A 13,354-nucleotide genomic window follows, 5' to 3' on the forward strand; every position below is an offset into this window, starting at 1 on the left:
CGGAAAACGATGAGCGAATCCCCTCTGGAAACTCCTGTTCAATTTCTTAATGGAGTAGGGCCAGAACGCGCCGAGTTACTGCACAGAATCGGGATTCAAACGGTTGAAGACCTGCTCTGGCATTTGCCACGCAGTGTACTCGACCTGACGGACGTTCGTCCCGTGAACGAACTGGAAGATGATCAGGTTGCATCGGTTTGTGGAAAAGTGGTCGACCTTGATGCCCGCACGATTTCCCGAGGCCGTACGATTACTTCAATCCTCCTGGATTGTGGCGACGGTTTTTTGAAGGGAACCTGGTTCAATCAACCCTGGGTGATCAAGCGTTTCTTCCAAGGTCAGTTATTGATGTTTTCTGGCAAAGCCAAAAAGCGTTCCGGAAAATGGGAGATGTCTCATCCTCAATATCAGGTATTGGAAGAAGATCTGGATAATCCTCAAGGCTTAATTTTACCCAAATACAGTCTGACCGAGGGACTCAAGATGTACCAGATCAGACGTCTGATCCGCGCGGTCGTCGATGAATACGCGCATCTGATCCCCGATTATTTACCGGAAGCGTTTTTGCAGGAACAATCACTGACTCCCCTGTCGCAAGCGGTGATTCAAATGCACAAACCTCAAACGATGGAAGAATATCATGCCGGCGTACATCGGCTGATCTATGATGATCTTTTAGAATTTCAGTTGGCACTGGCCATGCGCCGCCGACTCTGGACCTGTGTGGATAATGCACCACTCTTGAAGGTGACCGCCAAGGTCGATGCTCGAATCCGTCGGCTCTTTCCTTATGACTTAACAGACGGGCAAAACCAGGCGATTCAGGAAGTCAGCGACGATTTGGGATCGGGCCGGGCCATGCATCGCATGCTGCAGGCCGATGTGGGCGCGGGGAAAACGGCAATCGCGATTTACGCCATGCTGTCAACGATTGCCGGTGGTTATCAAGCGGTACTCATGGCACCGACTGAATTACTGGCTGTGCAGCACTGGGAGACGATCAACGAAATTTTAAAAGAGAGCCGCGTGAAACGCTGCCTGCTCACGGGCAGCTTATCAGCTTCAGAACGTAAAGCGACATTGGAACAGATTGAATCCGGTGAGCAGCAACTGATTATCGGCACGCAGGCCGTTGTGCAAAAAGATGTGAAGTATCACGATCTTGGACTGGTCATTATTGATGAGCAGCATAAGTTTGGCGTGATGCAACGCGCTCACTTTACGAGCGATCAAAATACGCCTCACATGCTGGTGATGACGGCGACACCGATTCCACGTAGCCTCTGCATGACTCAGTTTGGAGAACTGGATATCTCCGTCGTTACCGAGTTACCCCCCGGTCGGCAGCCAGTGATCACAAGTCGCGTTTCTACGAATCCGCAACGTAAAAAAGCATGGGACTTTTTACGAGCCCAAATTGCAACGGGCAGACAAGCTTATATTGTATGTCCGAGCATAGAATCGGGTGATGAACAAAATCGTCGTTTTAGTGCAGAAGAAGTTTATCGTAGACTTCAGAAAAGCGAACTCGCTTCGGTTTCAATCGGATTAGTACACGGTCAGATCGACCGTGAAGAACGTGCGGAAATTATGAGCCAGTTTCATCAGGGAGACATCCAGGTTCTGGTTTCCACAACGGTTGTCGAGGTGGGGGTTGATGTTCCTAACGCCACATTGATGGTGATTCTACAAGCTGACCGCTTTGGTTTATCGCAACTTCATCAACTACGAGGACGGGTCGGACGCGGGGTACATCAGGGAAACTGTTTTCTCTTTTCTTATACCGAAAGTGAGGATGCACTAAAACGACTTTCCGCGATGGAAGAGACAAACGATGGATTCAAGATCGCCGAAGCCGATTTTCAAACGCGTGGTCCCGGTGATATTTTTGGAACGAGACAGCATGGAGAATTGCCCTTACGTGTGGCTGACCTGCGTAGAGATGAGGCAATATTGCACGAAACGCGCGAAGTGGCTTTGCGTCTGGTAGAAAAAGGAGAATTCGACCAACCCCGATTTGCGCCATTAAAAGTTCGCGTACTGGAACGATTTGGCCAATTGATGGACCTGGGACAGAGTGGCTAAGTCTCGAAAGCGCAAGTGAACTAAGTCCACACACGATTCGAAAACCAGGCGGCGAGCGTTCCACTTGTAATCACAGGAAACCAGGCAGCTTGATCTGGTGTGATCATCCTGGAACTTCCCAGATAAAAAAAGCATTGAGAAATGGCAAACAGTCCGCCCATGACACACGAACAAATAGCGATATTCAAAATCTGACTACGACTCTCTTTGCGAAGCACAAACGGAATCGAAACCATCACGGCAATCAGATTCATAAGAGGGCTGGTTAACCGAGAATGCAAATCCATCGTCTGTTTTCGGATGGAGAGATCACTAAAGGACGGGTTATTGATTCTCGCGATTAACTCAGGGGTTGAGATCAACGAACTGGAATTCCGATTGCATAGTTGATCGCAGCCGACATCAGACACAACAAAAACATCGTTTGGATCTTCTCCGGGAAGAATCATTTCTTTTGCGAATTCTGCAATTTCCAGATCATCATACTTTGGTGAGGCATTTTTGAGTAACCAGCCTCCCGGGGAATCTGGTGTTTTTGCAAAATAGAAAGCGGTTTTCGCTTTAAGTGTTACAAAATCATGTACGGTAGGTTTGGAGAGCACGAATTCTGCGTTGGACATTTTCTGTTCTGTGAGGGAGAGCTCCAGCCCGTTAATCATAATCCTTGTACTGAAATCATAAACGGGTTCCACAAATTGAAGACTATTACTTGCATCACCACGATTAGCTTGAACTTTATCGGCAATCTTCGGGATTAAAAGCTCCTGGTTTGCGACGACAAAACAGTTGACTGTGATTGTGGCGAATGCTAATGGAATTGCCAGTCGGTATGTAGGAATACCTGCTGAAAGAACGGGGTTGAGTTCGCCGTGACGAACCATTAAAGAAAAGACAACAACACCAGAAAGCACAGTTAGGATTGGACTGATCATATCAAAGAAAATGCTGGATTGATACAAGTAGTGCTGAATCATCACCGCGAGCAAGCTGGTCGACGAATCACTTTTTACGGCCATTTGAAATTCATCAATATTGGTGAATCCATCAAAGACCATATACAAACCATAGGTCGCCATGAAACCAATAATGAAGACATGGAAATATCGTTTTAGCAAATAACGGTCGAAGGTTGTGAACACGTTTCCCAATCGCTGATTATCGTCAGAGAAGTTGAGCCAGAAGGATGGCTCAGAAAAGCAGGCCGCGTATTACATCGGAATCAGTCAAATGGGTCAATATCAGGAGAGCCAAACCAGCATGTAAAATGTATACGTATGTGATCTTATTTTCAATTATTGTTTATTTAGTTCTCGCAGGTGACCAAAGAGATGATTTTTCTGTCTCATGACAAAAAGAGTTTTCATAAGTCATTTTTGAAAATGAACTTGTGTAATACATGAACCTTTAGAAAGTTTCCAACTATCGACATTTAATTCACGTAGAGAATAATACGAACAGATGGGTTCCCTCAAAATGCAATTTGATTGGAGAGGTTTCTCATCACTTGAGCATTTTTAAAAGCTATGCTTTTTAAAATAGCAGCTTTTGAATCTACTTGCCGAATTTGATAATTATGAGGGGAAGAGACGTGGTACGAAAAGACGCAATAGTCAAGTTGCATAAGCAACTGTTAAATAGACGAGATGTACTCAAAAAACTAGTGTCTGGTAGTTCAGAGGGCTCCTCTGCCAGCCGTGCGATTGTAGAAGACAGCGGCGATGCGGCGATTCGCGAAACCCGTCAGGGGTTAGAGTCTCACTTAGCAGAAATTGAGTCGCAAGAATTAGTGCAGATTCGTCGCGCAATTTCACTGATTCAAGAAGGGCGCTACGGTCATTGCGAGGCCTGTAACAAAAATATCCCCATTGCTCGACTTAAGGCAGTTCCGTATACCATGTTTTGCGTCGATTGTGCGCAAAAGCGCGAATCAATGGGCTTACCCAGTAATGATGTTGGTAGCGATTGGGAGAATGCCTACGAATTTGAAGGTCGGCTTAACGATCAAGATGTCAGAATCCATGATTTGGATATGGAAAAATAAACTCTCTTTCCGATATCAGGAAAAGAGGTTCTCTACGACTTGATTGCGAGTTGATCGATCTCTTCACAAGCCATTCCATTTTCCATCGATAGTTTGGTTCTGAAAGAGATTGATTTCAATCAGGAGTGTGATCCTTAGCAATGTAGGAAATCACTTCAGCAAATCTTTATCAATTGCTGGTTTCCTGTATGCAAAATCGTCCGGCAGTTGGCGAAGGAGTGCCTTATTTTGCCGTAGCTAGAAATAGCTGGAATGCAAAAATATCGGTCCTGGGTCCCGCTGAAAGACTTGCAAAATGAAAAATCGATACACGCTCGTTTTCGTGCTTGCGTTTACTCTCTCTGCTTCATTGTGGAGCACCTGGTTTGAGTCTCCCTTAAACTCAAAACATCTGGAAGCAAAGGTTCCTGCACAGGGAATCGCTCGACAGCAGATTTCGACTTCTGTCCCTCTTTCATCGCTACACGAAGGCAGTAAGCATCTCGCGAAGATTGCGAAACTGGCAACTCCGAGTGTTGTTCATATTCAATGTGAACGACAAACGCCACGTGGTGCGGTCGAAGAAACCGGCTCAGGTGTTATCGTACGAGGCGAAGAAACTTCCGGTTTGTTTATCGTCACGAATCGACATGTCGTCCGAGGTTCAAATGGGCGGTCCATTTCGATTCAATTGCACGATGGGCGGATCATTCACCCGCTCCGTAAATGGGAAGACAAAGATACTGACCTCGCCGTATTAAAGGTAAACGCGAGTGGTCTTTCGCCCGCAGATTGGGGAGACAGTGATAACCTGGATATCGGACATATGGTATTGGCGATGGGAAGTCCTTTTGGTTTAAGTGAGTCAGTCACTTTGGGAATCATCAGTGCGAAAGGTCGTCGCTCTCTCCAGCTGGGCAGCGGTTCCGAAGTTCTTAACCAAAACTTTTTGCAAACAGACGCTGCCATCAATCCTGGAAATAGTGGAGGCCCTTTAATCGACCTTGAGGGGAAAATCATCGGCATCAATACAGCGATTGCATCTAACAGTGGGGGCAATGATGGTATTGGTTTCAGTATCCCCAGTAAACTTGTGCGTCATGTATTCAATCAGCTTGTCAAGTATGGGCAAGTCTATCGCGCTTACCTGGGAGTTCAACTTGATCCAGAATTTAGCATCGCGACCGCGAATCGATTGAAAATGGACCGCGTACGTGGTGCCCGTGTTGTGAAAGTCATTTCAAATACCCCCGCTTCCCGAGCCAATTTGAAATACGATGATATCATTCTCAGCTTTGCCGGAATCGATGTCCTGGATCAAAATCACTTGATCAATTTAGTGAGTCTGACACCAATTGATAAACGTGCTAATGTTGTGCTGCTCAGGAATGGCCGAAAAATCAATGTCATGGTGGAATTGGCTAATCGAAAAATTCTGGATGAATTGGAACGGAAGCAGAAAAGAGAGTCTGAACAGTCTTCGATTCGAATTGGACCAGCTGCAGAACCCACCAGCTTTCAGCGTATCAAGAACGATAACGATCAAGCAGAGGTGACAGGCTTACAACTCTATACCATGAATAGAGAGCTTGCGATTCAACTGGGATTTGAAACATCGCAATCAGGATTACTCGTGATGGATGTGGCTCAAAAAAGCCCGCTGTACGGAGTTGTCAACCTGTACGATGTGATTGAAGAAGTAGCGGGTACTCCGGTACACAATCTGAGTGAGTTCCAACAAGTTCTCAAACAGAACCGGGCACTTAATTCTCTAATACTGAAAGTATCCAATGGGAAAAAAGGGAATCCACATCATCAATTAGTGGTCTGGCAGAGAAATCAGTAGTTTTAAGAATATGCTACCGCTGAGCTGAAAATAGACTGTTATAAAACGAAAAAACCAGGTCAGTTCAAGACTGACCTGGTTTCGTTTTTCGTATCACAGAGTGATTCTCACTAGTCTCGATAGAATCGAGTCAACTCTTCAAAGATGAGTGGATCACGAATGGAGTCGCTGGCAAGACGTGCTCTGAAACGTTGATTCCCTTCGACAGTCCCTCGCACGATCACTTGATACTCAACCGAGTCTCCCGGTGCCAGGTCTCCCAAAGATTTGAAGACAACAACACCATTTTCGGCGATATGCTGTGTAGGACCGGTTGCTGAGATCAATTGGACTCCTGGTGGAAGTTCGCATGAGATCGCAACGTTCGAAGCAGATTTGCTACCATCATTCTTGACGTTCAGTTTGTAACCTGTTTCAGCACCAATTTCAACGGGATCATCCAGATCGGAAATTTCCAGAACAAGTTGTGCCGTTCCTTCAATTCGAGTTTGTAGCTGAGCATCTGATTTGACATTGTGCTCAGAGACAGCCCGAACATGATGGACGTAGTTACCGATTGTCTTAGTTTTCAACTTTAGTTTCACATTTGAAGACTGACCTGGCTCCATACGACCAAGGAACCAGCTGATGGTTGAGTCTTCTGGATTAAACTGCCCGCCATGATCGGCACTGACAAATTCAAAGCCATCAGGAACTCTGTGTAAAACTCTCACATTGTTTGTCGCAGCGGCTCCGTCATTGATAGTCGTAATGACGTACTGTGCATTGCGACCTTTATAGCGAAGGCCGGGACCATCAATGGCAACTTGTACTTTGGGAGCAATGACATTCACACGTGCTTGAGTGGATTGAGTCAAACCACCTTCTGCTTTCGCACGAACTCGTACAGTCTGCTCGCCACCCTGCACAGCAGCCAAAGCTAGGCGAATCGTTCGAGTCTCGCCAGGATTCAGAGAGCCGACTTGCATTTGTAAAAATTCAGCAGTGACATGCTCTAATCCTGGTGGGATTTCTGCTTCCAGAATCACATTATGTAAGGTTCCTGTTCCTGGGTTGGAAATTGTCACTGATTGAGAAGCAGGCTCTCCAATCATGACATTTGTTGGCCCTTTCACAGCAACTTGCAATAGTGGCTCTGCAACCGTAAATGATTCAGATGATGAGTTTGTAAACCGAACATTGGCACTCGCTGAGATTGCACCACGCTGGCTGGGAATCATAGAAATCTGGATGATTTTTGTTTCACCCGCTTTTAACGATCCAAACTTCCATTCCAGGTGATCACGACTCGAAGTTGGTTGGGGTACAGCATTCGTCAATCGGACTGAAACGGGGAAGAAGACTTCCACAAGTACATCGCTGGCAGTTTGCTGGCCTTCATTCTTGATTTCAAGTTCAAACTTACATTCCTGGCCGACATTGATCTCAGTCTTCTTAGTCCACTTGTGAGAAACTTTAGAGGTAGAGACTTTAGAAGACACACCAACAGGCTCTGGAGTTCTTTGAATCACGCTACGATTTTGAATGGGCGCTGAAATCGTAATTCCAGTAGGCCGAGTCGAATTGTCCTTGGTTTGAGGGTTTCCAAATGTTAACTGATGTTTCTTTTCACTACCTTTCCGGTTCGGAATTCGTGGAATCGTAACATTTGGTTTTTGGGAATTTGTCTGATTAAAATCAGTAGGCAATCGAAATTGCTGATTATTTTTTGGACCTGCACTGACCTGTTGAATCCTACCATTACGGGACTGATTATTGCCACGTTGAAATTCAGCATGCACAATTTTTTTCTGGTCAGCCTGTTGAGAAGAAAATTCTTCAAAGCGATATTTGTTCTGTTTGGCAGCAGATTCAGCATGACCAACTTGCTGGAATGTTGAGCGATTACTCTGTGGTGTCAGCTTCTTGTCTTCCAATCGACGATAAGGACGTTCCTGACCGAAGAGTTCCTTGTAATAGTTGGGAACCTTGGAAAGTTTGGCTTTCGCTGATTGCTTTGAAGGTGAAAGCTGTTTCGTCGTGGTCGATTTCTGATTCGGTCGAGAAATCGTAATTCTTCCCTCAGAAGATTTCACTTTATCATTCTGATTCGAGAAAAATTGGTTTGACGATTTTGATGGGGGAATCGCATCGAAGGGAGACTTCGATTCGAAAATGCGGTCATCGGCGGCAGCGATACTCGCACTCATTACCATAGTTGAAAATATCGCGAGCATCTTTTTTCCGCGTCGCATTTTGTTTCTCCTTACCGATTGGAATTTACTGCTGGATAGGATTGAGCATTGATTTGGATTGACGTGACGAGTTTGGTGTGAGCAGGTGAGTTCAAATAAATTACAAACTGCGGTATGGCTCTTATCCATCTCTCTTAATCGGATGTAGGGATTCTCAAAATTGAATGAGATATTCCAATTTTTTAAAATAAACGGAAATAATAAGATTTCCTGATTATGACGATTTCTTAGGTTCCACTTAGCCAGTAATGCTGAAATGTATCTCAAGTTTAAATTCTATAAGGCATTACGTAGTTGGTTTTGTCAGTTCCAACAGTAAAATGAAATGGTATTCCGGCTTGATTGCCATCTGCAAACGTATACATTTACATATAGCTTGGCTCCCTGACATAGCGAGTCATGAAATCCAAGCTCCCTACGATTGACTCGTAACTCGAATCGTCGAAAATGTCTGTGTGCAGCAGCAAAGTCATTTGTTGAAGCAAGTTTCTTCACTGGTTTCAATAACTATGAAAACTCATTCTTCTAATTCTGATCTTTTGCAAAAACAAAACCGGGCGATCAAAATATACATGCTGGGGTGTGTCGATTTTGATTCTCTGTTGACCTTGCAAAAGCACGCCTTAGAGGAAATGCATGGGCAACAAACAGACCAGGCAGTCGTCTTTGTCTGTGAACATCCTCCGATCATCACAGTGGGGCGAGAGGGAAGCCGTAGCCAGTTAACAAGATACTATCAGGAGTTTCAATCGGGGCAGATTGACGTTCGCTGGCTCAATCGGGGGGGAGGAGCCCTGATGCATGCACCAGGACAATTGGCCGTTTACCCCTTATTCCCTCTGAACCAACTTGGAATATGTGTTCACGATTACCAGAGCGGAGTGAAACAAGCAATCATTGATATGGCAGCAGAACAACGAGTCGAAGCAGAAACCCAACCGGAAACGACCGGAATTTTTAGCCGTTGTGGGCAGTTTGCCAGCGTGGGGGCTGCGATTCAATCTTGGATTTCTTACTATGGTTTCTACATCAATGTTTCACCGGATATGAAATTACTACGCTTGATTGATTCCAATCAGTATGATCACAGGCTTACATCGCTGTCTGCAATTCTCACGCGGGAAGCCAGTATGAGTTCTGTCCGCGAAAGTATTGTGAGACAGCTTGCGACGAAATTTGGATATCAGGAAACCCACTTTTTTACAAAACACCCCTTATTACATAAAGTGAAGAAAAACGTTTATGTCCACGCTTAATATATTGTCAGACCCTCAACCTGCCCCAAGACAGCGACTCCCCAAATGGCTGAAAAGACCTCTTCCCAAACCGGGTATGTCATATACAAGTCATGTGATTGATGATTTAAATCTTGTTACCGTTTGTGAAAGTGCAAAGTGTCCTAATCGAACGGAATGCTGGTCCCACAAAACGGCGACGCTGATGATTCTGGGAAATGTCTGCACGCGGCCTTGTGGATTCTGTTCTATCGCAAAGGGAAAGACAGAAACAGTTCAAATTGATGAGCCTGAACGTGTCGCTGAAGCAGCAGAGCGTTTGGGACTCAAGCATGTTGTGATTACTTCGGTCACTCGCGATGACCTACCCGACGGCGGAGCGGACCATTTTTATAAGTGTATCCTGGCTGTCCGCGAACGTACAGGAGCCGACATTGAGGTTTTAACACCGGATTTCCGAGGCGATCGTAAAGCGATCCATCGAGTCATTGAAGCACGCCCCGATGTCTTCAATCATAATACGGAAACGGTACCACGACTCTACCATCGAGTGCGACGGAATGCCGTATACCAGAGAACACTCGATTTATTGATTCAAGTCAAAGAAACAGATCCTTCGATTGCAACAAAAAGTGGTCTGATGCTGGGACTAGGAGAAACCAGGGAAGAAGTCCTGGAAGTCTGTGCTGATCTCCGGGCTGCAGGCTGTGATATGATCACCATTGGTCAATATCTGCAACCGACTCCCGAGAATTTACCAGTTGAACGATTTCTCCCACCTGAAGAATTTGATGAGGTAGGAGATCAAGTTCGAGCCATGGGTTTCAAGCTGGTAGCCAGCGGTCCCTTTGTGCGTTCCAGTTACAACGCAGGCGAAATGGCTGCGGTTCTGGGAACTGATTCCTGAATGGCGACACCAATTCTTGTTCCTCATCTGGGTAGTGCAGACCAAAAATTGAAAGTCAGTTTGTGGTTGAGTCGAGTCGGGGAACAAGTTCTGGCGGGAGATCGTGTCGTCGAACTGCTGATACCAGGTATTACATTTGACGTCGAATCCCCCTGCTCTGGAACCATTATTTCCTGTGATTGTCAACCCGGTGCAGAAGTTTGTGAAGGAAGTGTGTTAGGCTGGATCGATGAAATGAAACCCGATCCATCAGCAGAACTGGAATAGAACAAATCGTTCAGCGTTTGAAAAGAAATGAGATGACAAATGATAGCCAATCAAATACGTGGCCATCAGCTGATTCTTGAAATGCTCGATCGCAGCTTGTCACGAAGCCGGCTGCCTCACGCCCTGTTATTTGTGGGAGATGCTGGCATTGGGAAAAAACGAGTGGCTCAACATCTTGCCCAATGTCTCTTTTGCCAACAAACTCCGGTCGATCAATTAGTCTGTTGCAATGAGTGCAATTCATGTAAGCAAATGGCCGCTGGTACTCATCCAGACTTAATCAGTGTCGAATGTCCTCCCGATAAAGCCGTTCTCCCGTTAAGCCTGATCATCGGCAAGGACGAACAGCGCGGGCGAGAAGGTATTTGCTATGAAATGTCACTACGTCCTATGCTGGGAGATCGACGAATCGCGATCATCGACGATGCAGATAAAATGAATGCAGAGAGCGCTAACGCCTTGCTCAAGACACTTGAGGAACCCTCTGCAAATTATTTAATGATTTTGATCGCGAACGAACTGGATGCGATATTGCCCACCATTCGTTCTCGCTGTCAATCAATTCGGTTCGGACATTTGTCGGATGACGATGTAGCAGAACTATTAATCGAACAGCAATTAGTTGATTTTGATGATCGGGCAACCCAAGTGGCACGATTAGCTGAGGGATCCTTGAGCACTGCCAGACAATTACTGGATGAAAGCTTAGAGGAACTTCGCGTCAACATTACACGACAACTGATCAAAAAACCGTTTCAGCCACAAGTCTTCGCTCAATCCGTGATACAGGCCATTGACGACATCGGAGGTGAAACAGCGACGCAACGGAAAACGGCCAAATGGATCATTAAATTTTGTGCTGATTTTTATCATCAGGCAATCCAGTACGCAGCCAACTACGACTTGGAATCTCACTCGGAGCAAATTAGACAATTTGTCGCTGGTTTTTCAGATGAAGCCGAAGAGCGGATCGAAAAAATTGGGAATTTGCTCGACCGCATGATTCTGACAGAAGAACAAATCAGCCAAAATGCAACAATCACTCTGTGTATCGAGAGCTTGAGTGAAGATCTGCGAAAGATTCAGAAATCATAAGCCTTTTTTAAAGAGGATCTTGCATGTGATCGTCGGCTTTTCAAAAAAATGTCAATTTCTCTTAAACAAGTGGGTATTGATTGGTGCGGATTGGCTATAATAAAATCTTATCTGGTAGTCGTCATTATTCATCATGATCATTTCCGTAGTGCGATGGCTATCTCACTCAATCTAGCTTGCATGAAATTTTAATAAATAAATGAACAACGAAGTTACAGGCTATATCGTTCGATACGGTGTCACTCGATTGATTGCAGAATTCACCTGGAAGGGAGCTGCAGAATTAAATCGCAACGCGGCCGTCATCATTAAAAGTGAACGGGGACACGAATGGGGGGAGGTGCTTTCTCCGGCGACTGAGCGCGTCCGTTCTTTTATGAAAGAAACCACATCAGCAGGACGTATCGTCAGGCTGGTTACGGACGACGATTATCGCCAACGTGATCAAAGTCGCCATGAAGAACGAGCAGAATTTCTGGGATGCCAGGAATTGGTCAACGAACATAAACTACAAATGCAGTTAGTAGATGTCGAGCATCTCTTTGGTGGTGAACGGGTTATCTTTTACTATCTTGCAGAGAAACGTGTCGACTTTCGCGAACTTGTAAAATCATTGGCCCGAAAATATCGGTCGCGAATTGAAATGCGGCAAATTGGCGTTCGCGACGAAGCAAAACTTCTCGCCGATTTTGGTGATTGCGGAAAACCGGTTTGTTGTGGATCTCACCTGACTGAAATGCCACCCGTTTCCATGAAAATGGCAAAGCTACAAAAAACATCCCTTGATCCAAATAAGCTTTCTGGAAGATGCGGTCGACTGAAATGTTGTTTGCGATATGAATACGATACCTATAAGAGTTATAAAAAAGACCTCCCTCCAATTGGCTCAACGATCATTACCAAACAGGGAGAAGCAAAGGTGACAAATCAGGAAATCCTTTCAGAGTGTGTGCAAGTCATTTATGCAGATTCAAAAAAGACAATTGTTCATAGAAAAGATATTCTGGAAGTGATCAAAAAGAAGAAAAGTGAATCGCCTCCGAGTGAGTAAAATAAGAGGGAAATCCCGAATTTACTAAGTCAAGTCCTGTTAGGGAAACAAGTGGAATTTCGAATGATTCACAATGATATTTTTTAATATCTGAACTGATATCCTTAAAGAAAGACTTGACCAAAGTCTCCAAGATCGAAACACTAGAATGTAGACAAAGGCGTTTATTAAGAATTATTCAGGGTATGGGTGAAAATATGACATCGACAACAAATCTTTCCCAACCGAAATTACAATATCACCCTAATGCATACGACTTTGTATTTGAAGCCTTACAACAAGCGCAAGAACTCTATGCACGTCCTGTCACCAACGAGAGTGAGCAGGAAGAAGCCCATGTTTCAGGGCAGGAACTTCTGGAAGGCGTCAAAATCCTTGCTTTAAAGCAACTGGGATTAATGACCACAACCGTGTTCAAGCAGTGGGGTATCACGACGACCAAAGATTTTGGAAAAATCGTCTTTGAAATGATTGAACACGGCAGAATGCGAAAAACAGAAAACGATCGCCTGGAAGATTTTGTCGATCTCTACGATTTTGATCAGGTATTTGACTTAGATTATACCATTGACACAAGTCAGGTCTTTAGTCGTAGTACAGCAGAACAATCTTGA

The 13,354-nt window shown here is 45.0% G+C and carries 11 protein-coding genes; 9 read left to right on the top strand and 2 right to left on the bottom strand.

Translation table 11 applies throughout. The features are described 5' to 3' along the window. Window positions 1-9 precede the first annotated feature (9 nt). Window positions 10-2,085: an ATP-dependent DNA helicase RecG gene (gene recG, locus V202x_RS04530; RefSeq protein ID WP_145171617.1), complete on the top strand. Its 2,076-nt coding sequence runs from the start codon at window positions 10-12 to the stop codon at window positions 2,083-2,085. A 20-nt stretch (window positions 2,086-2,105) separates the two neighbouring features. Here the strand turns inward: recG and V202x_RS04535 are convergent, their stop codons facing one another. Continuing rightward, window positions 2,106-3,224 (bottom strand): LptF/LptG family permease, encoded by a 1,119-nt coding sequence (locus tag V202x_RS04535; RefSeq protein WP_145171619.1) that lies wholly within the window; start codon window positions 3,222-3,224, stop codon window positions 2,106-2,108. 449 nt (window positions 3,225-3,673) lie between these two features. Here V202x_RS04535 and V202x_RS04540 point away from each other — a divergent pair, with 449 nt between their 5' ends. Both V202x_RS04540 and V202x_RS04545 read left to right on the top strand, forming a co-directional pair. After that, a complete protein-coding gene (locus V202x_RS04540; protein WP_197993225.1) occupies window positions 3,674-4,126 on the top strand; it encodes a TraR/DksA family transcriptional regulator in 453 nt (150 codons plus the stop codon). Window positions 4,127-4,421: 295 nt separating this feature from the next. Further along, the gene (locus tag V202x_RS04545) at window positions 4,422-5,951 is read left to right on the top strand and encodes a trypsin-like peptidase domain-containing protein (RefSeq protein ID WP_145171623.1); all 1,530 of its coding nucleotides are present in this window, start codon (window positions 4,422-4,424) and stop codon (window positions 5,949-5,951) included. A gap of 110 nt (window positions 5,952-6,061) precedes the next feature. Here V202x_RS04545 and V202x_RS04550 read toward each other — a convergent pair whose 3' ends face one another. After that, window positions 6,062-8,185 carry a DUF11 domain-containing protein gene (locus V202x_RS04550; protein ID WP_197993226.1) on the bottom strand — a complete coding sequence of 708 codons (2,124 nt, stop codon included), beginning with the start codon at window positions 8,183-8,185 and terminating at the stop codon, window positions 6,062-6,064. 509 nt (window positions 8,186-8,694) lie between these two features. Between V202x_RS04550 and V202x_RS04555 the strand changes: the two genes are divergently transcribed. The 6 genes from V202x_RS04555 (at window position 8,695) to V202x_RS04580 (ending at window position 13,354) form a co-directional block, all read left to right on the top strand. Then, the gene (locus V202x_RS04555; RefSeq protein WP_145171627.1) at window positions 8,695-9,441 is read left to right on the top strand and encodes a lipoyl(octanoyl) transferase LipB; all 747 of its coding nucleotides are present in this window, start codon (window positions 8,695-8,697) and stop codon (window positions 9,439-9,441) included. Beyond that, entirely contained in the window at window positions 9,428-10,327 is a 900-nt protein-coding gene (gene lipA, locus V202x_RS04560; RefSeq protein WP_145171629.1) for a lipoyl synthase, read from the top strand. Before V202x_RS04555 ends, lipA begins: the two co-directional genes overlap by 14 nt. Beyond that, window positions 10,328-10,594: a lipoyl domain-containing protein gene (locus V202x_RS04565; protein WP_145171631.1), complete on the top strand. Its 267-nt coding sequence runs from the start codon at window positions 10,328-10,330 to the stop codon at window positions 10,592-10,594. 39 nt (window positions 10,595-10,633) lie between these two features. Next, window positions 10,634-11,689 (top strand): DNA polymerase III subunit delta', encoded by a 1,056-nt coding sequence (gene holB / locus V202x_RS04570; protein ID WP_145171632.1) that lies wholly within the window; start codon window positions 10,634-10,636, stop codon window positions 11,687-11,689. A gap of 199 nt (window positions 11,690-11,888) precedes the next feature. Beyond that, window positions 11,889-12,740, top strand: coding sequence for a stage 0 sporulation family protein (locus V202x_RS04575; protein WP_145171634.1), 852 nt, complete (start codon window positions 11,889-11,891; stop codon window positions 12,738-12,740). A 197-nt stretch (window positions 12,741-12,937) separates the two neighbouring features. After that, window positions 12,938-13,354, top strand: a complete 417-nt coding sequence (locus V202x_RS04580; RefSeq protein WP_232098835.1) for a Minf_1886 family protein — start codon at window positions 12,938-12,940, stop codon at window positions 13,352-13,354.

It is taken from the genome of Gimesia aquarii (assembly GCF_007748175.1).
Lineage (GTDB): Bacteria > Planctomycetota > Planctomycetia > Planctomycetales > Planctomycetaceae > Gimesia > Gimesia aquarii_A.

Bases quoted from the DNA above. Each gene is read 5' to 3' on its own strand.
- recG (WP_145171617.1), top strand. From the start codon at position 10: ATGAGCGAATCCCCTCTGGAAACTCCTGTTCAATTTCTTAATGGAGTA.
- V202x_RS04545 (WP_145171623.1), top strand. From the start codon at position 4,422: ATGAAAAATCGATACACGCTCGTTTTCGTGCTTGCGTTTACTCTCTCT.
- V202x_RS04550 (WP_197993226.1), bottom strand. From the start codon at position 8,185: ATGCGACGCGGAAAAAAGATGCTCGCGATATTTTCAACTATGGTAATG.
- V202x_RS04555 (WP_145171627.1), top strand. From the start codon at position 8,695: ATGAAAACTCATTCTTCTAATTCTGATCTTTTGCAAAAACAAAACCGG.
- lipA (WP_145171629.1), top strand. From the start codon at position 9,428: ATGTCCACGCTTAATATATTGTCAGACCCTCAACCTGCCCCAAGACAG.
- V202x_RS04565 (WP_145171631.1), top strand. From the start codon at position 10,328: ATGGCGACACCAATTCTTGTTCCTCATCTGGGTAGTGCAGACCAAAAA.
- holB (WP_145171632.1), top strand. From the start codon at position 10,634: ATGATAGCCAATCAAATACGTGGCCATCAGCTGATTCTTGAAATGCTC.
- V202x_RS04575 (WP_145171634.1), top strand. From the start codon at position 11,889: ATGAACAACGAAGTTACAGGCTATATCGTTCGATACGGTGTCACTCGA.
- V202x_RS04580 (WP_232098835.1), top strand. From the start codon at position 12,938: ATGACATCGACAACAAATCTTTCCCAACCGAAATTACAATATCACCCT.